Below are 24,747 nucleotides of genomic sequence, written 5' to 3'. Positions count from 1 at the left end.
GACGTGGTGGACAGCGGCCGGGCCGGGGAAGCACGATGGCGTCCGTGGTACAGACGACGCGCTTCGCCCGCTTCCCGCTCGGACACTTCCCGACCCCGCTCGAACCGCTGGAACGGCTCACCGCGCGGCTGCGCGAACGCCAGCGGGACGTACCGGACCTCTGGATCAAACGCGACGACTGCACCGGTTTGGCGACCGGCGGCAACAAGACGCGCAAGCTGGAATTCCTCGTCGGCGACGCGCTCGCGCAGGGTGCCGACACGCTGATCACCCAGGGCGCGACGCAGTCCAACCACGCCCGGCAGACCGCCGCGGCCGCCGCGCGCGCCGGATTGAGCTGCAAGTTGCTGCTGGAACAACGACAGGTGCGCGACGAGGAGTACGAGAACTCCGGCAACGTGCTCCTCGACGAATTGCTCGGGGCGGAGATCGTGGACCGGGCACCGGCCGGAACTGATATGTCAGCGGCGATGGAAACGGTGGCCGAGAAGCTGCGCGCGGAGGGACGGCGGCCGTACGTGATCCCGGGCGGCGGGTCGAATCCGATCGGCGCGCTCGGCTACGTCCAGTGCGCGCTGGAGCTGGACGCAGCGCCGATTCCGGTCGACTGGGTCGTGCACGCGACCGGCAGCACCGGCACGCAGGCCGGGCTCGTCGCCGGATTGCGCGCGGTGCACAGTCCCGCGCGGGTGCTCGGCGTCAGCGTGCGGCAGCCGGAAGCGCGGCAGATCGACGCGGTGCACGGGCTCGCCAGCCGGACGGCGGAGCTGATCGGCGCCGAGGTTTCCCGCGACGACGTGCTGGTGGACGACCGCTGGGTCGGCGAGGGCTACGGCGTGCCGACCCAGTCCATGGTGGACGCGGTGCGGCTGCTCGCCGAGACCGAGGGCATCCTGCTGGACCCGGTGTACTCGGGGAAGGGGTTCGCCGGGCTGCTCGGCGAGATCGAGGAAGGCCGGTTCGCCGCGACCGACACCGTCGTGTTCGTGCACACCGGCGGCGCCGTGGGGCTGTTCGGCTACCGGTCGACGTTCCAGTGATCGCGGGCATCCTCGGCGGCATGGGGCCCGCGGCGACGGCGGAGTTCTACGCGAAGCTCATCGCGCGCACCGCGGCTGAGCGCGACCAAGACCATCTGCGGGTGGCGATCTGGGCGGATCCGACGGTGCCGGACCGGGTTGCCGCCGTGCTCGACGGGAGCACCGACCCGTATCCGGCTTTGCTTGCCGGGACGGAAAAACTGCGCGATCTCGGCGCGTCCGTGATTGCGATTCCGTGCCACACCGCGCATTTCTTCCTGCCGCGGTTGGCCGCGGACAGCGGAGTGCCGTTCGTGGACATGGTCGCGGAAACGGCGAAATTCCTCGCCGGACGCAAAGGCCCAGTGGGGCTCCTCGGCACTCGCGGGACGATCGCCGCCGGGTTGTATCAGCGGGGAGTACCCAAGATCGAGTGGGCGCTGCCGTCTGAGGCCGGGCAGACGGCTGTGGACGCAGCGGTGGCGGCGGTGAAACGCGGCGACCTGGCGGGCGGAGCGGCGCATTTCGATCGGGCGCTCGCGGAGGTCGACGCGCCGTTGTCCGTGCTGGCCTGCACGGAACTTCCGTTGCTGGCAAGGCAGGCGTCCGGGGTGCTGGACCCGACCGACCTGCTCGCCGACGCGATGATCCGCCGCTGCGGCGGAAAACCGGTCGACGCCCGGCCGTCCGCCTGACAGAGTCCGGCCATGACTGATCTGCTGACCGCCGCGGATGTGCTTCTCATGCAGGGGCTCGCGCAGCGGATCACCGCCGTCCGCCCGGATCTGGTCAACAGCGACGCCTCCTACGGCGAGCTGGCCTGGAACTGGGGCAAAGGGCAGGCCGCGCAAGGGGCGAGCTGGGTCCGCCGGCTGTGGTTCGCCGGGGACGACCTCGTCGCATGGGGCTGGGCGCAACTGCCCCGGAGCGTGCGGCTCAACGACGGCTCGGTCAAAGATGTCACCGGTGCTTACCTGGCATATCAGGTCCATCCCGACCACGCCGAGCTGGTCGACGAGGTGATCGACTGGTTCGACGCCACTGCGGACGGCCTCGAACGCACCGTGCTGCCCGGCGCGGCCGACAAGTTCGGCCTGGACCGCTGGGCCGCGAACGGCTACCGCCCCGACCCGGACGGCCTCGGCGACACCGGATCCTGGACGCAGCTGAACGAGCGCGACCTCGAGGTGCTCGAAACGCCGGTGCTGCCGGACGGATTCCGCTTCCGCACCGCCGCCGAGGCCGGACCGGAGGCAGCTGTCCAGGCTCATGTGGACGCCTGGGGTGTGACCGCGTACACGCCGGAGAGCTACGAGGGCGTCCGCACGACCCCGGCGTACCGCGGCGACCTGCACGTCCTGGTCGAAGCACCGGACGGGACGATGGCGGCGTCCGCGATCATGTGGCTCGACGAGGCGAACAAGACGGTCGAATTCGAGCCGGTCGGCACGCATCCGGACTACCGGCGGCTCGGACTGGGCCGCGCGATGCTGCTGCACGGCATGGACCGCGCGCGGGCGGCCGGAGCCGCCCACGCGACGGTCGCTTGCCTTGGCGCGCCTGGACATCCGTCGGCGCGGGGGTTGTACTACAGCGTCGGATTCAGCGAGGCCTCCCGGGATGTTCCGCTGCTCAAGCCTGCGTGAGCGGGGGCTGGCCCATCCGCAGCGCCCCGAACTTCGCGGACGTCCGGACCGCGTCGAAGCCGTAGCCGATCATCGCCGTCTCGTACTCCCGCAGCGCCGGAAGAGGATCGGTACCGGCCTCGGTGAGCTTCGCGGCGAGCAGTTCGGCGTCGCGCAGAGCCGTGTTCGCTCCGACGCCGACCGCTGGGCTCATCGCGTGGATCGCATCGCCCAGCAGCGTTACGGACGTGGTTGGCCACGGCTCGATCGGCACGCTGGTGCGCATGAAGATGGGGAACAACGTCTCGGGATCGGCGAGGGACAGCAGTTCGCTCGCTTGCGGATTCCACTGGCGTGCCAAGGAAACGGTCATATCCCGCAGTTGGCAGCCGGTGGCGGCGCTGAGTTCGTCGTCGGAATACGGCAGCAGTTCGGTGCGGGCGGCGAGCAGGCACATCACGTAGTCGCTGGTGTCGGTGAGGCCGGGCAGCGATGCCGGACGCCGGGAGTGGACCGGGGCGATCCCGACGTGCAGGCGGTCCGGGCCGAGGAGCCCGTGGTAGATCCCGAACCACTCGTCGGGGATCAGTTCGGCGGTCTGGCGGGTGAGCGGGAAGCGGCCGTACATGATGCGGATGCCGGTGTCGACCACGCGCGCGTGCGGCAGGTATTGCCGTCGTAGCACGGAATTCACGCCATCGGCGGCGACCAAGACGTCCGCGGACGCGGTCGATCCGTCGGCGAAGGTCGCGGTGACGGTGTCGTCCACGCGATATCCGGTGCACTCGCGGCCGAACTCGACGACGTCGTCCAGTCCGTGCAGAAGGATCTCGCGCAGCGTCAGCCGGTTGATCGAGACATTGCGCTCGACAGGCTCCTCGGGCGGCGTCCCGTTGAGGTAGTTGGTACGCGACGGCGTCGAACTGGCATCCCACACCGCCTGGCTGAGCCTCGCAGGGAGCAGGCGGTCGAGCGCGTCGAGGCCGTGGGAGTCGATCCGCAGGCGGTACCCCTGCAGTCGCCCGACCGTTGAGATATCACGTTCGCAGACTGTGACGGCAACCCCGGCACGGTGCAATCCCTGGGCGAGCGCGAGCCCGCCGACACCGGCGCCGATGATCAGGACGCGAAGTTTTCCAGGCACAGCGAATTCCCCTTCTGGACACGGAGCAAGGGGACGTGCTGGACGCACCGGAAAGGTGCGAGTACGAGCGCGGCGCGCCGCCCGGACTACCTACCGGGCCGTGGCTTTCGACGTCCTTGGCCACCATAGCTTTTTCCGGAAGCGGATTGTCAAGGACCGATTTCCGCCTACGCTGGACACATGTGCGCGACCGGGCCGGAGATCCGCGGGACGCGGGTGGAACTGCTGACCGCCCCGGACTGCCCGAACGCCGAGGCGGCCCGGTCCCTGGTGGCCGGCTGCCTCGCCGAGAGCGGCCTCGACACGACGATCGTCGAACGCGTCGGCCGCTACCGCTCGCCGACGATCCTGGTCGACGGCCTCGACGTGATGGGGACGGCCGGGCCGGTCGCGGGGGACGCGTGCCGGCTCGACGTGCCGACCCGGGAGCGAGTGCTCGCCGCGTTGGCTTCGAAGCGCGGCTGAATCGGCGCTGCGACACGGTAAAGGCCTGACCGGAAATCGCTGTTCCCCGCGAGTTGCCGCCCGGAACACCGGTGTCGGCCACGCAGCTCTAGCCGACATTACAGATGTAATGTAGCTTGAACCCCGAACGAAGCCGAGGAGGTGCGGATGAGCCGGTCCGGAACCCCGGACGACCCGACCGGGACGAAGCTCGCCCTGCGCCGGGCGGCGGTCGGCGTGGTCGCTTCGGAAGGGCTGCGCGGTCTCACCTACCGTGCGGTCGCCCGGGCGGCGGGCTGCACCACCGGCGCGGTCCAGCACCATTTCTCCTCGATCGACGACCTCCTCCAGTCCTCTTTGGACCTCGTGCTGGAGGAAAGCGCGGAAAACGGCCTGATCGGGGCCCGCACCGGCGTCTACGCGGACGGTCCCGAGGTGCGCCAGCGTTTCCGGGACAGCGCGGATCTGCAAGTGTTCCAGTACCAGCTGGTCGTGGAAGCGGCGCGGCGGCCCGAATTGCGGCCGATCGTCCGGCGGCTCTACGACGGCTATCTCGCCGCGGTCGGCAAGGAACTGTCGGCCGACGGCGGGCTGGCCCAGCTCGTTTTCTACGCCCTCGACGGAATGTTCCTGCACCAGGCGGCGGACCCGGACGTCGATCCGGGTCCGGCGCTCGAAGCCCTGCGTGGCCTGCTCGCCGCCGTGGCTCGCTGAACCCGGCACCGCTCCGACCCCGGCACCGCTCCAACCCCGGCAGCGCTCCCACCCCGGCAGCGCGGGTCCGTGAGGGGAACCCTGAGGGACTCAGAGTCCCTCAGGGTTCCCCTCACGGACGACGCCAGGCGCGGGATAGAGCGGTGCGGTTTTTGTTGTGCGGCAGGGATTTTCGCCGAAATTTAGGTGTTGACTTAATCAACACCTTGGGGTCAGACTCGGCGCATCCCGAACCCGCCGACCCGAAAGGCGTACCGATGCCCGACACCGCCGCCGCGACCTTGCTGATCGACGGCCGCTGGCATTCCGCCCCGGCGACGTTCGACGTCGTCGATCCCGCGAGCCTCGCCGTCCTCGGCCAGGCCGCCGACGCGCGGCCCGATCAGGCGCGGGACGCACTGGCCGCGGCCGCGCAGGCCGCCCGCGGCTGGGCCGACACCGACCCGGAGACCCGCAGCGGACACCTCCGCGCCGCGGCCGCCGGAATCCGCGCGCGACAAGGCGAACTCGCCGCGCTGCTGAGCCGCGAGAACGGGAAACCGCTCGCCGAAGCGAACGGCGAACTGGCCGGGGCCGCCCGGATGCTGGAGTGGGCCGCCGAGGAGGGCCGCCGCGCGTACGGTCGGGTCACCCCGGCGAACGCGGCCGGTCCGGGGCTCGTGCTGCGCGCGCCGGTCGGCCCGGTGCTCGCGATCACGCCGTGGAACTTCCCGGCCAGCATGCTGATCCGCAAGGTGGGGCTCGCGCTTGCGGCCGGCTGTCCGGTCATCGCGAAACCGGCCGAGCAAACGCCGCTGATCGCCACCGCGCTGCTGGAAATCGTGCAGGACACTGGATTGCCCGACGGCGTGCTGCAGTCGCTGACCACCACCCGGCCCGCCGAACTCGTCGGCGAACTGCTGGCCGACCGCCGCCTGCGCAAGGTCAGCTTCACCGGCTCCACCGAAGTCGGATTGGGCCTGCTGCGCCAGACCGGCGACGTCCTCCGCCGCACGTCGCTCGAAATGGGCGGGCATTCGCCGGCGATCGTGTTCGAGGACGCCGACCTCGAAGCCGCCGCGGCGGGAGTCGTCGCCGGGAAGTTCTTCAACGCCGGGCAGAGCTGCACGGCGGTGAACCGGCTGTACGTCCACGAAAGCGTCCGCGACGACCTGCTTTCCTTGATCGAAAAGAAAACCGCAGCGCTGAAGGTCGGCCGGGGCGACGCCGAGGGCACCAGCATCGGGCCGCTGATCGACGAGGCCGGGCTGACGAAGGTGGAGAACCAGGTCGCGGACGCGGTCGACAAGGGCGCGCGCGTGCTCGTCGGCGGCAACCGGTGGACGGATTCCGCGCTGCCAGGCCATTTCTTCGAGCCCACCGTGCTGGTCGACGTCACGCCGGACATGCTCATCAGCCACGAGGAAACGTTCGGCCCGGTGCTCGCCGTCGCCACTTTCCGCACCGACGACGAAGCGATCGAACTGGCCAACGCCACCGATTACGGCCTCGCCGCCTACGTGTTCGGCACCGATCTGCGCCGCATCTGGCGCACGCTCGACCGGCTCGACTTCGGCGTGCTCGGCGTCAACGACCCGGCGCCCGTGCGTCCGGAATTGCCGTTCGGCGGCCAGAAGAACTCCGGCCAGGAACGCGAAGGCGGAGCCGAAGGCATCGACGCCTACACCGAGACCAAAGCTGTCGCTCTGCGGTTCTGAACCGCTCCCCGAAAGGAATCCGCCTTGACCACCGCTGACCTCCCCGCCGCCGACCAGCGCACCCTCATCCATCCGCACACCGTCATCGGCGCCCCGGCCGAACCGCTCGTCCTCGACCGCGGCGAGGGCGCGCTGCTCTGGGACACCGAAGGCAACCAATACATCGACGGCACCTGCGGCCTGTGGCAGTGCCCGGTCGGCCACGGCCGCGCCGAACTCGCCGACGTCGCCGCCGAGCAGATCCGCAAGCTGGAGTTCTACTCGTCCTTCGGCGACTACTCCAACGCCCCGTCGATCCGCCTCGCCGAACGCCTGCTGTCGCTCGCTCCGTCCGGAATGGAACGCGGTTTCCTCACCAACGGCGGGTCGGAGGGCAACGAAACCGCGATCAAACTCGCCCGCCTCGCCTTCCACCACGCCGGTTCTCCGGAGCGCACGGTGGTGCTGGCGCGACACGGCGGTTACCACGGCATGGGCGGCGCTTCGCTGGCCGCGACCGGGATCGAGGGCCTGCGGGCCGGGTACGGTCCGCTGCTGCCGGACGTCGAATGGCTCGGCAAACCGCACGGCCTCGAGCACGGTCCACATGCGACTGACCTTCTGGTGGCGGAGCTGGAAAAGCGCATCGAGGAGATCGGCGCACACCGGATCGCCGCGTTCATCGGGGAGCCGGTGCTCGGCGTCGGCGGGATGGTTCCGCCGCCGGAGGGCTACTGGCCGCGCGTGCAGGAAGTGCTGCGCCGACACGGGATTCTGCTGATCATGGACGAGATCGTGACCGCGTTCGGTCGCACCGGACATTGGTTCGGCAGCGAGCACTTCGGCGTCGAACCGGACATGATCGTCACCGCGAAAGGGCTCACCAGCGGGTACATTCCGATGGGTGCGGTCCTCATTGGACGGAGGGTGCTCGAACTCGCCGAAGGAGCGACGTTCCTGCACGGTTTCACTTACAACGGCCACCCCGTCGGCGCGGCGGTCGCGCTGGCGAACCTCGACCTCATCGAAAAGGAGAACCTGCTCGAACGCGCCACTGTCCTCGGCGCCCGGCTGCGCGCGCGGCTCGACCCGCTCGCCGAACTGCCGCACGTGCGCGAGGTCCGCGGGGTCGGCCTGATGCTCGGCATCGAGTTCGCCGACCAGCCCACCGCGCCGGTGCAGGCGGGCTGCCGGGCGGACGGCGTGGTGGTCCGCGCGTCCGGGACCAGCATCGTGCTGTCCCCGCCGCTGGTGATCACCGAGGAACAGATCGACACTTTGGCCGACGTGCTGTGCAAGCACGTCGCGGCCGCGGCGAGCTGAACGGAGGAGCTATGAGACGCCGGATACCGACGCTGTTGTCCGCCGCGCTTCTGCTCGCCACTGCCGGCTGCGCGATCTCCGAGGGCGGCCCGAACTCGCTCGTGTTCGCCTCCTACGGCCAAGGCGCGTACCAGGCGGGCCAGCGCGCCGCGTGGCTCGACCCGTACGAGAAGCAGACCGGGACCACGGTCACCATCGACGGCCCGTCGAGCAACGCCAAGCTCAAGGCGATGGTCGAGGCGGGCAAGGTGACCTGGGACGTCGTCGACACCGACGCGTCCGCCGCCGCCGCGGTGTGCGGAAGCCTGCTCGAACCCGTCGACATGGGAGCGCAGGCCGCCGGCTTCCCGCAGGGCTCGCTCACCGATTGCGGGGTGCCGGACGCCTTCTTCGGCATGATGCTGATGTACGACTCGAAGGTCTACGGCAAGAACCCGCCGACGAAACTCGCGGATTTCTTCGACCCGAAACAGTTCCCCGGCCGCCGCATCATCTACGGCGGCGATCCGAGCGTCGGCACCATCGAGGCCGCGCTGCTGGCCGACGGCGTGCCGCGAGACAAGCTGTATCCGCTCGACATGCACCGCGCGCTGCGGATGTACGACCGGATCCGGCCGCAACTGTCCATCAGCGGTACGTACGGCGACCAGCAGCAGCGCATGGCCGGAGGACAGGCGGACATGGCGCTGATCGTCAGCGCACGGGCGTTTTCGCTGCTCAAGACGGGCGCGACGAACTGGAAGGTGGTGCCGGGCATCCCGGTGCCGGTGACCTGGGACGTACTCGTGGTGCCGAAGGGGACGGCACGCGCCGAGGAGGCGAAGAAGCTCATCCGCTTCGCCTCGCAACCGGCGCAAGCGGCGGACTTTGCCGCGCGGGCGGGCGTGGGACCGGCCAACACGGCCGCCCCCGCCACCCGTTCGGAGATCGGCCGCCAGCTCGATATCTGGGGCGAGGGCAAGGAGGACTTGCGAGTGCTCAGCAACGTGCGTTATTGGGCGGCGAACCGGCCCGCGCTGGTGAAGGCGTGGTCGGATTGGACGACCGGATGACCGCCGTGGCGACCCGCCCCCCGGCTTTGCCGCAGGCCGGGCGCGAAAAGCGGCGGACTTCGTGGCTGCTGCTCCCCGCGGCGGCGGTGGTGCTGGTGTTCTTCTTCTACCCGCTGGCCGTGATTTTGTGGCGCAGCTTCACCGAACCGTCGTTCGGGGTCGGCAATTACCTGGCGGTGCTCGGCGACGAGGTGCAGATCCGCGTGCTGCTGCGGACTTTGCGGACCGCGCTGATCATCACCGCGGCCACGCTCGTCATCGCGTATCCCTACGCCTACGCGATGACGCTCGTCGGCCGCCGCGCCCGGACGGTGCTGACGCTGCTGGTCCTGATGCCGTTCTGGACCAGCCTGATGGCGCGCAACTTCGCCTGGTACGTGCTCGAACAGCGCGGCGGCGTCATCGAGAAAACGCTGTCGGCGATCGGCATCGACGGGGTCGTGCTGCTGGGTTCGGTGGCCGGCGTGACGGTCGCGATGGTGCAGGTGATGCTGCCGTTCATGGTGCTGCCGCTGCAAAGTTCGATGCTCAGCATCGACCGCAGCCTGCTGCACGCGGCGGGCAGCCTCGGCGCGCGGCGTCCGGTGGCGTTCCTGCAGGTGTACGTGCCGCTGTCGATGCCGGGCGTGCTGGCCGGGGTGTCGGTGGTGTTCATCATGTCGCTCGGCTTCTACATCACCCCGGCGCTGCTCGGCACGCCGCAGCAGGCGCTGGTCGCGCAGGTGATCGGCACCCAGGTCAACGACCTGCTCGACTTCGCGGGCGCCGGCGCGCTCGGGACGATCCTGCTGGTCCTCACGCTCGTGGTGCTCGCCGTGCTCAGCCGCGTGGCCGCGCCGCTGGGCACCAGTGCGGCTGGAGGTGCCGACCGTGGCTGACAATCCGTCCATCAGCAGGGCCGCCGCGGTGCGGCAGCGGAGCCTCGGCTGGGGCCTGCGCGTGTGGGTCGTCCTCGTCGCGTTCGTGCTCGTCGCGCCGACGCTCGTGGTGATCCCGATGAGCTTCGGCGCGGGCTCGACGTTCGAGTTCCCGCCGAAGAACTGGTCGTGGCACTGGTACGCGGAGTTCTTCACCAGCAAGCAATGGCTGGCCGCGTTGGCGAACTCGGTCCAGGTCGGGGTGCTCGCCGCCGTACTGGCGACCGTGCTCGGCGTGGCGGCCGCGCTCGCGCTGGACCGGATGCGCCGGGGCAGGGGAGTGATCCGGCAGCTCCTGATGGCTCCGATGATCCTGCCCGGCATCGTCGTCGCCGTCGCGATTTACGGGGTTTTCCTGCGCTGGCAGCTGAACGGCACGATGCTCGGTTTCGTGCTGGCGCACGCGGTGCTGGGGCTGCCGTTCGTGCTCACGTCGGTGCAGACCAGCCTGGCGGGCTACGACCCGATCATGGAGAAAGCCGCGGCCAGCCTCGGCGCGCCTCGGTTCACGACTCTGCGCAAGGTCGTGCTCCCGATCATCGCGCCCGGGGTGCTGTCCGGCTTCGTGTTCGCCTTCGCCACGTCGTTCGACGAGGTCGTGGTCGCGTTGTTCCTGCAGACGCCCGCGATCAAGACGCTGCCGGTGAAGATGTACGAATCGATCGTGCTGGAAATCGACCCGACGATCGCCGCCGCGTCGAGCCTGATCGTCGTGTTCACCACCGTCCTGCTGTTCGTCCCCGCCTTTTTGCGCCGAAAAGAGCAATCATGACTGACGGAATCGCGACCGCCCACGTGACGAAGGCGTACCCCGGCGTCGACCGGTCCGCCGTGGACGACGTTTCGCTGCACATCGCCGACGGCGAGTTCATGACCTTCCTCGGCCCGTCCGGTTCGGGCAAGACGACCATGCTGTCGATGATCGCCGGGTTCACCCCGCTGACGGCCGGATCGATCACTGTGGACGGTCAGGAGATCTCGCGGCTCAAACCGCACCGGCGGAACCTCGGCGTGGTTTTCCAGCAGTACGCGCTGTTCCCGCACATGTCGGTGGCGCGCAATGTCGCTTTTGGACTGAGCCAGCGGAAGGTGCCCAAGGTCGAGATCGAGCGGCGGGTGGACGCGGTGCTGGAGCTGGTCGGGCTGTCGGCGGTGCGGGATCGGTTGCCGCGTCAGCTTTCCGGCGGTCAGCAGCAGCGCGTCGCGCTGGCGCGTGCGGTGGTGTACGAACCGCGTGCGTTGCTGATGGACGAGCCGCTGGGCGCGCTGGACAAGAAGCTGCGCGATCAGCTGCAGCGCGAAATCGCGCGGATGCACCGAGAATTGGGGATGACGTTCCTCTTCGTGACGCATGATCAGCAGGAAGCGCTTACGCTGTCGGACCGGATCGCGGTGTTCAACGACGGCCGGATCGAACAGGTCGGCACGCCGGAGGAACTGTACGAACGGCCGGAGACGTTATTCGTCGCACAGTTCATCGGAGAATCCAACGCGCTGTCGCTCACGCCGGGGGAGGTGACGATCGTGCGGCCGGAACGGTTGACGCTGCATCCTCCCGAGGAGCCAGTCCCGAGTGGACACCAGCGGGCGAGCGCACAGGTGACCGACATCGTGTACGTCGGCGATCACACGCGGATCTGGTTGCGGTATTCCGACGGTGCGCGCGGTTGTGCGGTGTTGTCGGCCGGGGTCGCGCACGAGCATCGGCCGGGGGACGAGGTGATCGTAGCCTGGCATCCGGAGCACCAGGCTGTGGTGCCGAGCGGCGAGGTTCCGGAATTGGCGGCGGTATGACTGAGGAATTGCTGCTGCGCGGCGGCGTGGTCCGGACTTTCGATCCGGTGGTCGGGACCGCTTCCGCGGTGCTGGTGTCGGACGGCCGGATCGCCGCGGTCGGTGACGACAAGACGGTTTCCGCCGCGGCGGCACCGGAGGCGCGGATCGTCGAGCTGGCGGGCCGGACTGTCCTTCCTGGACTGAACGACGCGCATCTGCATCTGGCCTTCCATGCCGCCGCTGGCCCGGAGTTCTGTGTGGACCTCTCCGCCGCGTCTTCTTTGGACTCGGTCGCTCGCGCGCTGGCCGACGCTCCGCCGGGGGAGTGGATCGTCGGCCGGGGCTGGCGGGAAACGACGATCGCCGAGTTCGCGGACGGCAGCGCAGTGCCGACCCGCGCCTGGCTCGACAGCGTGACTGGCACACAGCCGACGGTGCTGCACCACGCGTCATCACACGAGGTGTGGGCGAACAGCGCGGCGTTGAAACGCGCAGGAATCACTGCGGCGACGCCGGATCCGGAAGCCGGGGAGATCGTGCGGGACTCCGCGGGCGAGCCGACCGGGGTGCTCGTGGAGAGCGCGCAGGAGCTGGTCGCTTCCCTGGTGCCGCAGCCGAGCCGTTCCGTTCGGCTGGACGCGATCGTGCGCAGCATGGAGCGGTTGAACGCCCTCGGAATGACGAGTGTGACCGACCCGATCGTCCCGCCGGACCTGTGGCAGGACTACCGGGACCTGCACGCCGCCGGCCGGTTGCGGATGCGGATCACCGCGCTGCTGCACTGGAACTGGCCGTCGCCGACGACGTCCGCCGCCTCGCTGGCGCAGTTGCTGGACGAGACTGACTTCGCCGTCGGCGATGACCTGCTGCGGATCGGCGGCATCAAACTGTTCGCCGACGGAGTGCCGACCCACTGCACCGCGTGGATGCACTCGCCCTATCCGTCCGGCGAGCACGGCAGTCTCGTGACCTTCGGCCCCGACGACGACGCGCGAGTGCGTGAGCTGCACGAACTGATCCTGGTCGCCCACGCCCGGCGGGTGCGGGTGCAGGTCCACGTGACCGGAGACCGGGCCGCGGACGCGGTAGTCGACGCGATCGAGGCAGCCCAGGCGGCTGACCCGTGGCCGGACGCACGACACGCCCTGATCCACGGCACCTTCTTGTCCGCCGCGGTGCTCTCCCGCCTGGCGCGATCCGGCATCGGGGTGATCACCAGCTCGCTGATGCGGACCTACAGCGGCCCGTCCATGGTCCGCGTGCTGGGCGAGTCCCGGTGGGCGGACGCGTTCCCCGCGCGAGCGTTGCTGGACCACGGCGTGGTGGTCGCCGACAGCTCAGACGCGCCGGTGACCGTTCCAGACTGGCGCCGCGGCGTCGCAACCTTCACCGGCTCACCCGGGCCGAACGCGTACTCTCTGGTGGCCAACCCGCTGACCAGGGTGGAAGCGCTGCGGCTGTGGACGACCGGCCCCGCCTGGCTCGAACACGCGGAGGATTCCAAGGGCACTCTCGGCGTCGGATCGCTCGCCGACCTCGCGGTTTTCGCCCACGATCCGGTCACCGCTGCGGATGAGGAGTTGCTGAGCGTACGGTCGGAACTGACCGTGCTCGGAGGACGTGTAGTGGCAGAGTGAGGGGTTGTGTACAGCAGCAATACCGACGCCGATCGCGGCGCTTTCGTGTGGATGGTGAAGAACGCCGTCGTCCCGCGGCCGATCGCGTGGGTGAGCACAGTGGACGGTGCGGGCGTGCGGAACCTCGCGCCGTTCAGCTACTTCGCCCCGCTGACAATGGATCCGCCGACGGTCGTCTTCTCGATTTCGGAAGCGCCTAAGGACACTCTGGCCAACATCTCGGCTCGGGGCGAGTTCGCGATCACGATGGCGTTGAGCGGTCAGGAAGAACTCGTCGCGCGCACTGCGTCCACAGTGGACTCTTCGGTGGACGAAGCGGAGCGGGTCGGGTTGTCGTGGGCGCCCGGGGTGCGGATCGCCGTCCCGCACCCCGCCGGGGCGGGCCCGAGCCTGGAGTGCACGCTGGTGAAGACCGAGGAGTTCAGGGGCTCGCACCTGGTGTTCGGCGAGGTGGTCGGGGTGGCGGTGGACGACCGGCTGCTCCGGCCGGACGGACGGCTGGACCAGGACGTGTACCGGCCGGTGGGGCGCATGGGAGGCGCGACGTTCACCCGGGTGGACAACTGGGTGCGGGTGCCGATTCCTGCTCCCGAGGAGTTCCTGGCGGAGGGGTAGCGGCCGGGGCAGGTAGGCCTGCTGGCAGGCCCATTCGCGCTGGAGGTCGCCGGAGGTCTTCGGGCGGCCGGGGCCGAGGCATCCCTGGTATTCCTCGCCGCGGGTCGAACTTGCCCGAGCTGACCGCCCGCTGGCCGCGGCCTGGGCCGGTTGCGGGATCGCTTTGTTTCGGCGCCGTGGTCCTGGGCGGGCGAATCCACCGCGCACCCGGCCCGCGCGCTGGCGGCGAATCCGGGGCAGGCCGGAAAGACGTCCCCCGGCCGCGAGCGTTACCGCGTCCTGCGCCGCCATTGCCGTAGCCTCGAGCCCATCCGCATCCTGAGCAGGAGGTTCTCGTGGCCGACGCAACCCTCTCCGGGGTCCTCGCCCGGCTGGCGGAACTCGACGACCCCAAAATCCGGGCAGTCAACGAGAACCACGGCGACGACCACAGCGTCAACCTCGGCAAGCTCCGTGCCCTCGCCAAGGAACTCAAAGCCCAGCCCGGCCTCGCCCGCGAACTCTGGCAGACCGGCGAGACCAACGCCCGCCTGCTCGCGCTCCTCGTCGCGCGGCCCAAGCAGTTCGACCGCGACGACCTCGACGTCATGCTGCGCGAGGCGCGCAAACCCAAGGTCCAGGACTGGCTCGTCGCGTACCTCGTCAAGAAGAGCCGTTACGCCGAGGAACTCCGCGTGGCCTGGCTCGAAGACCCCGATCCGGTGGTCGCGAGCGCGGGCTGGGCGCTGACCGTGGACCGGGTCGCCAAGAAGCCCGCCGGGCTCGATCTTCCCGGTCTGCTCGACGTCATCGAAGCCGAGATGAAAACCGCCCCGGACCGGTTGCAGTGGGCGATGAACCATTGCCTCGCGCAGATCGGCATCGGGAATCCCGACCTGCGGGCCCGCGCGATCGAGATCGGGGAGCGGCTCGGGGTGCTCAAGGACTACCCGACGCCGCCGAACTGCACCTCGCCGTACGCGCCGGTGTGGATCACGGAGATGGTGAAGCGGCAGGCTTAGCGAGCACTACGCTCGCGGCGCTCGGTGTTCCGGCTCAATCCGGGAATCACGTCCGGGGCGTGCCGTCGAACCTGCCCGGATCGGTTGAGCCACAGCCGATTTCGCTGCACACGGCACTCTTGTCCGGAGACTCGGACGCTTCTCGGCTGCCGCGCGAAGGGACGCGGGTCAGCGACGGTGGTGCCGCGAGTGCGCTCGTCCCTGGAGCGGCTGCGATTCTTTCCGCTCGCTGGGCGAGACAGCGGGCTGGCGGAACAGGCCGCCGTAGCGAGTGGCCTGCGGCCGGACGAGCGCATCGGGACGCGGGCTTTCGGCGACCGGATGGCTGAAAAGCGGCGAACTGACTGGAGCAGTGATGAGTTTTCCTTTCGGAGAAGCGAGGACCGCGGGCGGAACGGAAGAACCGGGCGGCTGGCCACGTCGCACCACCGCCGTTCCCGAGAGGGCGCCGTTGGCTGATGTCGCGGGTGCGACCGAAGCTAGGGCAGCTCGGCGGCTGACAGGCCGCGAGGAGGACGGTGGTGTGCCGTGGGCCCGACGACATGGCACGCGCTCGCCCTGGCCTCGGCGGGCCGGGACTGTCGGCGCACGAGATGTTCTCGGACACCGCTCACGGTACACCCTTGACCGCTCCGTGCGCCCCGCCGCGTCCCCCGAAACGGGGTTTCGGCGGTCGCGAATATCCGTCCGGGTCAGGCCGATGTCGCGGAAGTCCTTGGGGTGCAAGGGAATTCAAGTCGTGGCACGGCTGGGGCGAGACGGACCGGTAAGCGGATTCCTCCCGGTGAGTGACGCCGGATCCGCCCTTCGCCGCTCGTCCCGGGTGTAGGCTCGGCGGCAAGACCTGCGGTCGCGGGCCTTTACTTCTGTCGAACCACCGCGGTCGTCCGGCACACCACCCGATGCGGAGCTGGGAAATGGACAGGCTGGCGCAGGGGACGGGACACGGAAGCGAGTTCGCCGAGCTGTCGGCGCTGGTGAAAGAGGCGGGACTGTTCCGCCGCCGTCCGGTGCACTACCTGGTGCGCGCCACCGCGGCGTTGCTGGCCTTCGCCGCGGCGTGGGTGCTGCTCGCGCTCGGCGCGGCCAGCTGGTGGCAACTCGGCACGGCGGCGCTGCTGGCCGTGGCCTACACCCAGCTCTCTTTTCTCGGCCACGACGCCGGGCACAAGCAGATCTTCCGCGGCCGCCGGGCGAACGACGCGGCCGGCACGGCACTGGCCGCGCTGGTCGGGCTGAGCTACGGCTGGTGGGTCGGCAAGCACACCCGGCACCACGCCAACCCGAACCTCGAGGAATCCGACCCGGACATCGACATTTCCGCCTTGGCGTTCAGCACCCGGCAAGGCCGCGCGAAGGCGGGTTTCCTGCGCTGGATGGCGAAATACCAGGCATTCCTGTTCTTTCCCTTGCTGTTGCTGGAAGGCATCGACCTGCACTGGTCGGGGATCAAAGCGGTGCGCCACGGCGGAACCAAGTCCCCCCGGCTCGACGCGGCCCTGCTCGCCCTCCACCTCGCGGCGTACCTCACGGCCGTGTTTCTCTTGCTGCCGCCCGGAATCGCCGCGGTGTTCGTCGTGGTGCACCACGCCGCGTGGGGCGTCTACATGGGATGCTCGTTCGCGCCCAACCACAAGGCGATGCCGCACCTGGAACCCGGCCACCGCCTGGACTTCCTCCGCCGCCAGGTGCTGACGTCGCACAACGTCCGCGGCGGCCGGTGGATGACGTACGCGCTGGGCGGGCTGAACTACCAGATCGAGCACCACCTTTTCCCGAGCATCCCGATGGCTACCCTGGGGAGGGCGCAGCCGCTGGTGCGGGACTTCTGCCGCGAGCGCGGGATCAGCTACAGCCAGGGCGGGCTGTTCCGTACGTACGCGGACGTCCTGCGCCATTTGCACCAGGTCGGGACCCCTCTCCGGGCGGCGTCGAGCGCCGGAAACGGTGCCCGGTGACGGCTGACGGCAGACCGCGGCCGGCCGAAGCTCGTGTCGAGATGAAGCCGGCGGGTGCGCGCCGCAGCAAGGTCGACGGCGGCTGGTGGCCGCGTTCGGCGGAGCTGGCGAAGGAGCTGCCGTCGCTGGCGCACTGCCTCGAACAGCGGGTCGGACTGGTCACCCGGGTGGGATATCACCTGGAGGCGTGGGGGCTGGCGGAACGCGAGGTGCGCCTCGGCGGCCGGACCGTGCGGCTGGAGGGCTTCCGTTCCACCGACCCGGACATGATCACGGTGATCGGCACGGACTCCCGGTGGGTGCACCTGCTGGTGATCCGTCCGGAGGCGCCCGGCGGGGTCGCCCGCGCCGTGCTCCGGTCGGCCTCGGACGGCGATTCCACCGCCACCTCGGCGGAAATCCTGTTCGGCAACGGCGTCGCGTCCGGCGCCGAGACCGCCGATCCCTTGGAGAGCACCTCGTGACGCCGGCGCGGCTGACGACTGGGACCTGCGCGGTCTGCCCGCATGGAAACGACTCGCACGACGAGATCGCGAGCCGCTTCTGCGCCGCGACCGCGTCGGGCGGCTTGCACCGCCGGTGCGCGTGCGCCGCCGAAACCCTCGCAACAACCCGAAAAGCCAGGAAAGAGGACCGCGTCATGCCCGACGAAATCAGGTACGTGTCGCGATACGACGAGCGCATCTCCTCCGTCCGAGCCGTGCTGGAGGAGGACACCGGCCTGACCGGTGCCGCCTGCCAGGACCTCGCGGTGCGGCTGCTGCGCCTGATCGACGAAGCGCCGGAGAAACTGCGGCGATGAGAACCCGCCGGATCCGGTCGTCGCGGCCGGGTCCGGCGGATTCCGGCTCGGCTTCCGGGAGACAGGGCGCGCGAGCCGGACCGGCCGCCGTGCCTCGCCTCACGAGCAGCTGGACGCGCGTCCGGGCGGTCGAGAGAGTCGCTCCAGCTCCGGCGGAGGGGTGGCGCTCGATCGAGGCCGCCGCGTGCCGTCTGATTCGGTTCCGGCTGGCGCGGGGAGCCTGATGACAAAACCCGCCGGGTTGTGCGCGGGTGATCGGCGCCAACTCGCCCAGACCCAGGTCTCGCGAGCGGACGGCGCTGGACTTCGCCGAGCAGGTGGCGAGACCCGGCCCCGCCAGTGCTGGACCTCGCCCGGCGAGACCTCCGCCAGCGCAAGGCCCCGAAGCAGGGCGCCGGAGCCGCTCGAACGACCCCGGCGCCCCACCGGATCAGCTCTTCAGCAAGCCCTGCATCTCAGCGATCTCCGCCTGCTGCGCGTCGATGATCCGCTGCGCCAGCGCCTTGGCCCCGGCATCCGCGCCCTGGGCCAATTCCGTCTTCGCCATCTCGACCGCGCCCTGGTGGTGCTTGACCATCATGTCCAGCCACGACCGGTCGAACTCCGGGCCCTTGGCGGCGTCCAGGCTTTTCAGGTCGGCGTCGGACATCATGCCGGTCATCGAGTGGTCGCCGGACATGTCGTGGCCGCCGGGCATCGAATGGCTGGTCGCCGCGACGCCCCAGGACGTCAGCCAGCCTTGCATCTGCCGGATTTCCGGGTCCTGCGCCCGGTCGATCCGGCCGGCCAGGTCGACGACCTTCGGGTCGCTGCTGCGCGGCGGCACCATTTTCGCCATTTCCAGCGCCTGCTGGTGGTGCGGGATCATCTGCTGGGCGAACGTGACGTCAGCGGCGTTGTGCCCCGCCTGCGCACTGGGTGCGGGAGCGGGGGATTCCGGACCGCCGCACGCGCCGAGCAGGAGCGACGCGGTCAGCACGGCACCGCTGAAAAAGATTTTGCGCACGAAAAACCTTCTCTCAAAAGGAAGAATTGCGAAGAAAGACCGGAGCGGACGTGACCGATCAGGTTCGCAACACGCAGAGAGAAGTCAGGACGGTCCGGCCCCGTCTGTCGGGCGGCCGGTCGGCGGGGGAGCCGCGTGTGCCGTCGAAGACCGCCTTGACGGCGGTGTAACGGCGGAAAGCCAGCAGGCCGAGAACGAGCGCTCCGGCCGCGTACAGGACCGCCAGGCAGAGGTGCAGCATCGAGTGCTCGCCGGCGGGCATGCCGGAGTCCGCGGCCGGGGCGGCGTCGTGCGCCTGGACCACGGACAGCTGGCTCGTCATGGCATGCCCGGCGCCCGGAGAGGGCACGTGGTGCATCACGGCGATGCCCAGCGCCAGCGCGAACAGCAGCAGCACCCGCTGCACGCTGCCGAGCCGGGACGTCGCCATGGGGTCAACCGTACCGGGCACGGGCGAACCGGCGCGGGGCGGACAAACCGGTCACGCTGAGTGGTCGGCCGCCGAGGCCGGTACTGGAAGTTGAACATTCACTCAAGCTGGTTCCACCCCGTGGCGCCGAGGTCGCCCCCGCTCGCCCGGGACCCGGGTGTGCTACTAGGTTCGAGGGGGCAAGACTTGATGTCGAAGACAGAAGGAGGGCCCATGGCCCGGTACGAGCTGCCCGAACTCGATTACGACTACGGTGCTCTCGCGCCGCACATCTCCGGCGAGATCAACGAGCTGCACCACAGCAAGCACCACGCGACCTACGTGAAGGGCGCGAACGACACGCTGGACAAGCTCGCCGCCGCCCGCGAAGCGAACGACTTCGGGTCGATCGTGGGGCTGGAGACGACGCTGGCGTTCAACCTGGCCGGGCACGCCAACCACGTGGTGTGGTGGAAGATCCTCTCGCCGGAAGGCGGCGACAAGCCGACCGGCGAGCTGGCCGCGGCGATCGACGAGGCGTTCGGCTCCTTCGACAAGTTCAAGGCGCAGTTCACCGCGGTGTCGACGACGATCCAGGGCAACGGGTGGGGCGCGCTGTCGTGGGACCCGATCGGCAAGACGCTGATCACCCAGCAGCTGCGCGATCACCACAACAACCTGATCCTGCCGACCGTGCCGATCCTGCTGGTCGACGTGTGGGAGCACGCGTTCTACCTGGACTACAAGAACGTGAAGCCGGACTACGTCAACGCCCTGTGGAACATCTTCAACTGGGCGGAGATCTCCAAGCGCTTCGACAACGCCGTCGCCGGCGGCAACGGCCTGCTGCTCGGCTGAGCAGGCAGCACTGAGGCACCGGAAACGGGGTCCGGCCCACGCGGCCGGGCCCCGTTTCGCATTCGCGGCGCAATAGTCGCCCGGGCGGGGGAAATCGCTGCGGCGAATGTCGGGAACTGCTGGTCCCGAAGCTCGCGCGCGCCGGGGGAAGGCCGCGCCCGGTCCGGATCCGGCGGCATCCGGGCGTGCCCGGCGCACGTCTCGCCTAATGCGTGCGCCCGATCCGGCGAGACGATTTGTCTCGCTTTCGCGGTTCCGCGTGCGAACCGTCTCCGGCCGGCCACCTGATTCAGCGAGATTCGCTGGCATTCGGTGGGTTCTTTCCCCGAACGGAAAACGCGCCTGGACAGCGGCGGATCGGCGCGGCACTCTGGAAGCGCAACCATGTCGGGGGGCAGGGGGAGCACATGGCGTTGCGCATTCATTTCACCGACGACGATTTCGGCCGGACGAGGCGGCGCACCGGCCCCGATCCGCTGTGGGAACTGGTGCTGAGCCTCACCGCTCTGCAGAGCCGCCGTCCCGCGGCCGGGTTGCGGGTCTGGTCCGCTCGTGCCCGCAAGCAACTTCGCAGGGAGGGGCTGCTTCCGCAACCCCGTCCGGCGGCCGCGCTGGAACTGCGCAACCGGGCGGTGCGGGCACTGCCGTCCGGCCGCTCGCAATCGCCGGTCCGGCACGCGGGGGCGCTGAGACAACCGGACCGGCGGCGGCAGCTCGGCCCGGTCGCGGGAGACGGCGTCGTGCACGTCCCGAAAACGAGCCTGCGCGCCGACCTTCAGACGTTCTTCGTGCACGGGCTCGCGCCGTCGTGGGCCGGGGAACTGGCCGACGGGGCCCGCGCCCTGCTCGGTTCGGCGCTCGCTTCGTACGGCACTCCGATGTGGCCGTCCGCCGGGCCTGAACGGGCGAAGGCCGCGCCGATCCGCTGGGACGGGCCGGAGTCGTCCGCGGATCGCAGTGTCTACTTCGGAGGCTTGCTCGTCATCCCGGCCTATTTCCGGGTCGTGGAGCCGGATCCGGGGACCGGACCAGAGCTGCCGGTGGTCTGGGGCGCGCCCGCGGAGCACGCGATCGCGGCGAGCGACGCGGCCCAGGACCCGCTGCCGGATCTGCTCGGCACGAACCGCGCCCGCGCGCTGCACGCGTTGGCGGTCCCGCTGTCCACCGCCGAATTGGCCGGGGAGATCGGCGTGACGCCCGGGGCGGCGGGCAAACACGCGGGTGTTCTGCGCCGTGCGGGATTGGTGGAGAGCCAACAGGACGGGAACACAGTGCGGCACGCGGTGACAGCCACCGGGCAGGCATTGCTGAGCGCGTCCGGCGGGTGACGGGGAATGCTCGCGCGTCCGGAAGAATCCCACGTACTGGCGGAAGACGGCGGCAATAAACGACGCGGTGCCGCGACCGGTTCCGTTCCGAATGGAACACGGCTGTTCGGCAGCTGACCCGACGCTCTCGGTCCGGCTCCCGCGTCGAGGTTGCCTCCATGTGGCGTTACCCACGAATGAGTGAAAAGAACGGGTGAAATCGGGCGTCGGTTGCCCGCGGCGGGCGTCTTTTTCCGCGACTTGGGCACATTTGTCCGCAAACCCTGCCCTGCTCCCGGTTTTCCCGGCATTCTCATGGCATGGCTTCTGGTGGTTTCCGCGCGTCCGCGGTGCGCGGACGCGCGTTCCTCCTTCCGCTCCTGGCCGCGGCCGTCGCGGTCTCGGCGATGGCCGGGCTCGGGCTGGGCCTGTGGATCCACTGGCAGGGCTCCGCGGCGATCGACCGCGCGCCCGGACGGTCCGTCGTCGCCGCCGTCGAGCCCGAATCCGGCGCGCTGCGCGGGAGCGAGGGCGCCGCGATGCCCGACACCCGGCGCGTCACGTGGACCGCCCCGGACGGCGGCACCGAGGAAGCGAACATCCCGCTGCGCTCGGACCCGGCGGCGCGCGGCCTGACCCGCGTTCGCGTGGACGCGCGGGGGCAGCTGCGGTCGTCGTCCCCGGACCGGACGGACGTGCTGTCGGTGTCTGTGATCACGACGATCGCCTGGGAATTGGTCACCGTGCTCGCCGGATTCGCGCTGTTCCGCCGTTTCGCGCGCGGGCGCGTCGCCGCCTGACGAGGTGTTTCCTTGGCCGGCCAGTGGTTTCAGGGGAGCGTCAGCGCCAGTGGCAGCGGTAGAACCAGATGATCGCGAGCGGGATCGCCGTCGTGAGCACCGCGCCCACCGCGATCGGCGGGGCGGAGTCCATGCCGAACCCGACCACCAGCGTGACCAGGCCGGTGAGGAACACGCTGAGCACGCCGACCGCGGCCGCGGCGAAGGTGACCACCGGCACCGGGCGGAACTTCTCGAACCGGCGGGCAAGGCGCGGATTTTCCTGGGCGAGGCGACGTTCGATCTCGTCCAGCTGATGTTGTTCGTGGTCGCGCAGCGCCATCGTCCGCTCCGCCCGTCGACCTGGCCGAAACTTCTCCGCTGATTCTGCCACGAAACGAGGCCGGAATCCGGGGTCGCTTTCAATTCGAGGCCGCGCCCGGGTGAGTCCGGAAGCGATGGCGGATTCTCGCGAAATCCGTCCGGAATCCGTGAAGCGGGGGCGGCCCGCCGCGGGAGGCAGCGGGCCGCCCCCGGGGATCAGTCTCGGCGGCGGCCGCCCACGATGAGCCGGTAGCCGGTCAGGATGACCAGCGCGCCGAGCACCGCGAGACCCCACGTGCGCAGGTCGAAGAACGTCCCGAGCTGGGTGTGGAACAGCGTTTTGCCGATCCACCCGCCCACGAACGCGCCTCCGATCCCGAGCAGGATGGTGATGATGCAGCCGCCCGGGTCCTTGCCCGGCATGAGGGCCTTCGCGATCAACCCGGCGATCAGGCCCAGCACGATCCAGCTGACAACGCCCACGTCGGTCCTCTCCTCGGTACGGCGGCGACCCGGCGGGCCGCCCCTGGCGGGACCAGGATGGCATGGTCCGTCCGGGTGGCGCGCGCCAGCGTCGGAGCTACTTTCGGTAGTACCGGACGGAGTCAGCGGCGAAGGGCGGTTTCGGAGTCCATGTGCGACAGCTTCGCCGGATTCCGCACCGCGTACAGGCCGGTGATCTTGCCGTCGTCGATGCGCAGCGTGAGCACGGTGTCGACCTCGCCGTCGAGCGTCAGCACCAGCGCCGGGTGGCCGTTGACCTGCATCGGGCGCAGCGGAGCCGGGATCCGGGCGCCTCCGGCGGTCAGCAGGCGCGCGACCTTGTCCGCGCCGACGATCGGCCGCGGCACCGCCTGCTTCACGCCGCCGCCGTCGCCGAGGAAGACGACGTCCGGGGCGAGCAGGTCGAGCAGTCCCTGCAGGTCGCCGGTCTCGACGGCCTTCTGGAACGCGGTGAGCGCGCCGCGGGTTTCGGCGGGCGTGACGTCGCCGCGCGGTCGGCGGGCGGACACGTGCGACCGCGCCCGGTGCCCGATCTGGCGCACCGCGGCCGGGGTTTTGCCGACGGCTTCGGCGATTTCGTCGTAAGGCACGTCGAAGACCTCGCGCAGCACGAACACCGCGCGCTCGGTCGGCCGCAGCGTTTCGAGCACCAGCAGCATCGCCATCGAGACGCTGTCGGCCAGTTCGACGTCCTCGGCGACGTCCGGCGCGGTGAGCAGCGGTTCGGGCAGCCAAGTCCCGATGTAGGACTCCTTGCGCCTGCCGAGCGTGCGCAGCCGGGTCAGCGCCTGGCGGGTGGTGATCCGCACCAGGTAGGCGCGGTGCTCGCGGATCTCGGCGAGATTGACGCCCGCCCACTTCAGCCAGGTTTCCTGCAGCACGTCCTCGGCGTCGGCGGCCGAGCCGAGCATCTCGTACGCGACGGTGAACAGCAGGTTCCGGTGCGCGAGGAAGGTCTCGGTGGCGAGGTCCGGGCTCGCTTCGCCGGGCGCTGTCATGGGTGGCTCCTTCGCGGTTTCGGGTCGATCGCCCATAGGACGCCGGCGACCAGCGGTTTGTGACATCACGTCCGGCGCGCGGTGACTAGCCAGGCGCGTGCGGCGAACCAGACGCCGTCACGGCTGTGGTGCTTCGTCAGTTCGGCGCGCAGCCGGGCTAGGGCTCGGTCTTTCTCGGCGGCGTCGCGGGCGGCGAGCAGATCGCTCGCTTCGCGGAGTTTGAGCACTGCGTCGAGCGCCGTGGACGGATCGGGGCCGTACCAGACCGGTTCGCGCACGTCGGCCAGTTCGACGTCGGCGAATCCGTTCGCGGTGAGGACACTTCGGACAGTCGCGGGATCGGCGAGGGAGAAGGCGTCGCCGGGCGCGGTGCCGCTCGGCGGATCGGCCTCGGCGAGCGTGCGGTGGATCGCGGTGACCCACTCCTGACGGCTCCGGTGCTGCCAGACGAGTTGCACGAGTCGCGCTCCGGGCCGCAGCGCGCGGGCGACGTTGGCGAACGCGGCGGCCGGATCCTCGAAGAACATCGTGCCGAACCGGCTCAGCCCGACGGTGAACGCGGCCGGCGGGAACGGATGGACCTGCGCGTCCGCCTGGGCGAACCGGACGTTGGGCACGTCCGCGGACGCTCGCTCGGCGCGGGCGAGCATCGAGGCGGATATGTCGACTCCCAGCGCGCTGCCGCGAATCGCGCGCTGAGCGGCGGCGCGGGTGGTCTGCCCGGCGCCGCAGCCGATGTCGAGGACGTGGTCGTCCGGCCGGACATCGGCGGCCTCGCGGAGGTGCTGGTCGTAGCGGCGCAGTTCCGCGTCGTAGTCGAAATCCCCCATGGGATGCGAGGGTACGGGGAAAGACCCCG

27 protein-coding genes and 1 pseudogene are annotated in these 24,747 nt (G+C 70.0%); 21 read left to right on the top strand and 7 right to left on the bottom strand.

Annotated elements, in window-relative coordinates:
• The first annotated feature begins 35 nt into the window (after positions 1-35).
• The 3 genes from cuyA to D0D37_RS07840 are packed head-to-tail and all read left to right on the top strand — an operon-like array spanning position 36 to position 2,665.
• The gene (gene cuyA / locus D0D37_RS07850) at positions 36-1,040 is read left to right on the top strand and encodes a D-cysteate sulfo-lyase (protein ID WP_116199860.1); all 1,005 of its coding nucleotides are present in this window, start codon (positions 36-38) and stop codon (positions 1,038-1,040) included.
• Complete coding sequence (gene cuyB / locus D0D37_RS07845; protein WP_116199859.1) at positions 1,037-1,714, top strand: cysteate racemase; 678 nt, start codon at positions 1,037-1,039, stop codon at positions 1,712-1,714. Before cuyA ends, cuyB begins: the two co-directional genes overlap by 4 nt.
• Positions 1,715-1,726: 12 nt before the next feature.
• Positions 1,727-2,665 carry a GNAT family N-acetyltransferase gene (locus D0D37_RS07840; RefSeq protein ID WP_116199858.1) on the top strand — a complete coding sequence of 313 codons (939 nt, stop codon included), beginning with the start codon at positions 1,727-1,729 and terminating at the stop codon, positions 2,663-2,665.
• On the opposite strand, the gene D0D37_RS07835 is transcribed toward D0D37_RS07840, so the two are convergent.
• On the bottom strand, positions 2,652-3,788 hold the full coding sequence (locus D0D37_RS07835) for an FAD-dependent oxidoreductase (RefSeq protein WP_116199857.1): 1,137 nt from the start codon (positions 3,786-3,788) through the stop codon (positions 2,652-2,654). The genes D0D37_RS07840 and D0D37_RS07835 overlap by 14 nt on opposite strands.
• Positions 3,789-3,968: 180 nt before the next feature.
• Between D0D37_RS07835 and D0D37_RS07830 the strand changes: the two genes are divergently transcribed.
• From D0D37_RS07830 to D0D37_RS47825, 15 genes and pseudogenes are all read left to right on the top strand, one after another.
• The gene (locus D0D37_RS07830; RefSeq protein ID WP_116199856.1) at positions 3,969-4,253 is read left to right on the top strand and encodes an alkylmercury lyase; all 285 of its coding nucleotides are present in this window, start codon (positions 3,969-3,971) and stop codon (positions 4,251-4,253) included.
• A gap of 147 nt (positions 4,254-4,400) precedes the next feature.
• Positions 4,401-4,946, top strand: coding sequence for a TetR/AcrR family transcriptional regulator (locus D0D37_RS07825; RefSeq protein ID WP_116199855.1), 546 nt, complete (start codon positions 4,401-4,403; stop codon positions 4,944-4,946).
• A gap of 257 nt (positions 4,947-5,203) precedes the next feature.
• Positions 5,204-6,643 carry an aldehyde dehydrogenase family protein gene (locus tag D0D37_RS07820; RefSeq protein WP_116199854.1) on the top strand — a complete coding sequence of 480 codons (1,440 nt, stop codon included), beginning with the start codon at positions 5,204-5,206 and terminating at the stop codon, positions 6,641-6,643.
• A 24-nt stretch (positions 6,644-6,667) separates the two neighbouring features.
• A complete protein-coding gene (locus D0D37_RS07815; protein WP_116199853.1) occupies positions 6,668-7,945 on the top strand; it encodes an aminotransferase family protein in 1,278 nt (425 codons plus the stop codon).
• 11 nt (positions 7,946-7,956) lie between these two features.
• A complete protein-coding gene (locus D0D37_RS07810) occupies positions 7,957-8,997 on the top strand; it encodes an extracellular solute-binding protein (protein ID WP_116199852.1) in 1,041 nt (346 codons plus the stop codon).
• Positions 8,994-9,875: an ABC transporter permease gene (locus D0D37_RS07805; protein WP_116199931.1), complete on the top strand. Its 882-nt coding sequence runs from the start codon at positions 8,994-8,996 to the stop codon at positions 9,873-9,875. Before D0D37_RS07810 ends, D0D37_RS07805 begins: the two co-directional genes overlap by 4 nt.
• Positions 9,868-10,686, top strand: a complete 819-nt coding sequence (locus tag D0D37_RS07800) for an ABC transporter permease (protein ID WP_116199930.1) — start codon at positions 9,868-9,870, stop codon at positions 10,684-10,686. Before D0D37_RS07805 ends, D0D37_RS07800 begins: the two co-directional genes overlap by 8 nt.
• Entirely contained in the window at positions 10,683-11,708 is a 1,026-nt protein-coding gene (locus tag D0D37_RS07795) for an ABC transporter ATP-binding protein (protein WP_116199851.1), read from the top strand. Before D0D37_RS07800 ends, D0D37_RS07795 begins: the two co-directional genes overlap by 4 nt.
• Positions 11,705-13,327, top strand: a complete 1,623-nt coding sequence (locus D0D37_RS07790) for an amidohydrolase (protein ID WP_116199850.1) — start codon at positions 11,705-11,707, stop codon at positions 13,325-13,327. Before D0D37_RS07795 ends, D0D37_RS07790 begins: the two co-directional genes overlap by 4 nt.
• A 6-nt stretch (positions 13,328-13,333) precedes the next feature.
• Positions 13,334-13,942, top strand: a complete 609-nt coding sequence (locus D0D37_RS07785) for a flavin reductase family protein (RefSeq protein ID WP_116199849.1) — start codon at positions 13,334-13,336, stop codon at positions 13,940-13,942.
• 335 nt (positions 13,943-14,277) lie between these two features.
• The gene (locus tag D0D37_RS07780) at positions 14,278-14,943 is read left to right on the top strand and encodes a DNA alkylation repair protein (protein ID WP_116199848.1); all 666 of its coding nucleotides are present in this window, start codon (positions 14,278-14,280) and stop codon (positions 14,941-14,943) included.
• Positions 14,944-15,860: 917 nt separating this feature from the next.
• Positions 15,861-16,901 carry a fatty acid desaturase family protein gene (locus tag D0D37_RS07775; protein WP_116199847.1) on the top strand — a complete coding sequence of 347 codons (1,041 nt, stop codon included), beginning with the start codon at positions 15,861-15,863 and terminating at the stop codon, positions 16,899-16,901.
• 41 nt (positions 16,902-16,942) lie between these two features.
• Positions 16,943-17,365: a DUF5994 family protein gene (locus D0D37_RS07770; protein ID WP_208719850.1), complete on the top strand. Its 423-nt coding sequence runs from the start codon at positions 16,943-16,945 to the stop codon at positions 17,363-17,365.
• Positions 17,362-17,481: pseudogene (locus D0D37_RS48740) on the top strand (RGCVC family protein); the annotation flags it as partial. The gene D0D37_RS07770 and the pseudogene D0D37_RS48740, both read left to right, overlap by 4 nt.
• Positions 17,482-17,541: 60 nt before the next feature.
• Positions 17,542-17,703, top strand: coding sequence for a DUF6307 family protein (locus D0D37_RS47825; protein ID WP_167493506.1), 162 nt, complete (start codon positions 17,542-17,544; stop codon positions 17,701-17,703).
• A gap of 430 nt (positions 17,704-18,133) precedes the next feature.
• On the opposite strand, the gene D0D37_RS07760 is transcribed toward D0D37_RS47825, so the two are convergent.
• Both D0D37_RS07760 and D0D37_RS07755 read right to left on the bottom strand, forming a co-directional pair.
• Entirely contained in the window at positions 18,134-18,709 is a 576-nt protein-coding gene (locus tag D0D37_RS07760) for a DUF305 domain-containing protein (protein WP_116199845.1), read from the bottom strand.
• 58 nt (positions 18,710-18,767) lie between these two features.
• Entirely contained in the window at positions 18,768-19,139 is a 372-nt protein-coding gene (locus tag D0D37_RS07755; RefSeq protein WP_116199844.1) for a hypothetical protein, read from the bottom strand.
• Between the two features lie 213 nt (positions 19,140-19,352).
• On the opposite strand from D0D37_RS07755, the gene D0D37_RS07750 reads away from it, so the two are divergent.
• The 3 genes from D0D37_RS07750 to D0D37_RS07740 all read left to right on the top strand — a co-directional run bounded on the left by D0D37_RS07750 (position 19,353) and on the right by D0D37_RS07740 (position 22,083).
• Entirely contained in the window at positions 19,353-19,976 is a 624-nt protein-coding gene (locus tag D0D37_RS07750; RefSeq protein WP_116199843.1) for a superoxide dismutase, read from the top strand.
• Between the two features lie 407 nt (positions 19,977-20,383).
• The gene (locus tag D0D37_RS07745) at positions 20,384-21,304 is read left to right on the top strand and encodes a winged helix-turn-helix domain-containing protein (RefSeq protein WP_116199842.1); all 921 of its coding nucleotides are present in this window, start codon (positions 20,384-20,386) and stop codon (positions 21,302-21,304) included.
• Positions 21,305-21,603: 299 nt separating this feature from the next.
• Entirely contained in the window at positions 21,604-22,083 is a 480-nt protein-coding gene (locus tag D0D37_RS07740) for a hypothetical protein (RefSeq protein ID WP_116199841.1), read from the top strand.
• A gap of 40 nt (positions 22,084-22,123) precedes the next feature.
• On the opposite strand, the gene D0D37_RS07735 is transcribed toward D0D37_RS07740, so the two are convergent.
• The 4 genes from D0D37_RS07735 to D0D37_RS07720 form a co-directional block, all read right to left on the bottom strand.
• Positions 22,124-22,405: a DUF3040 domain-containing protein gene (locus tag D0D37_RS07735; RefSeq protein WP_167493505.1), complete on the bottom strand. Its 282-nt coding sequence runs from the start codon at positions 22,403-22,405 to the stop codon at positions 22,124-22,126.
• Between the two features lie 197 nt (positions 22,406-22,602).
• Positions 22,603-22,869, bottom strand: coding sequence for a GlsB/YeaQ/YmgE family stress response membrane protein (locus tag D0D37_RS07730; protein WP_009077073.1), 267 nt, complete (start codon positions 22,867-22,869; stop codon positions 22,603-22,605).
• 122 nt (positions 22,870-22,991) lie between these two features.
• On the bottom strand, positions 22,992-23,888 hold the full coding sequence (locus D0D37_RS07725; protein WP_208719849.1) for an RNA polymerase sigma-70 factor: 897 nt from the start codon (positions 23,886-23,888) through the stop codon (positions 22,992-22,994).
• A gap of 65 nt (positions 23,889-23,953) precedes the next feature.
• A complete protein-coding gene (locus tag D0D37_RS07720; protein ID WP_116199838.1) occupies positions 23,954-24,718 on the bottom strand; it encodes a class I SAM-dependent methyltransferase in 765 nt (254 codons plus the stop codon).
• Positions 24,719-24,747 lie beyond the last annotated feature (29 nt).

This window comes from Amycolatopsis circi (assembly GCF_003385235.1).
GTDB lineage: Bacteria > Actinomycetota > Actinomycetes > Mycobacteriales > Pseudonocardiaceae > Amycolatopsis > Amycolatopsis circi.
This window is presented reverse-complemented; position numbering and strand designations above follow the sequence as displayed.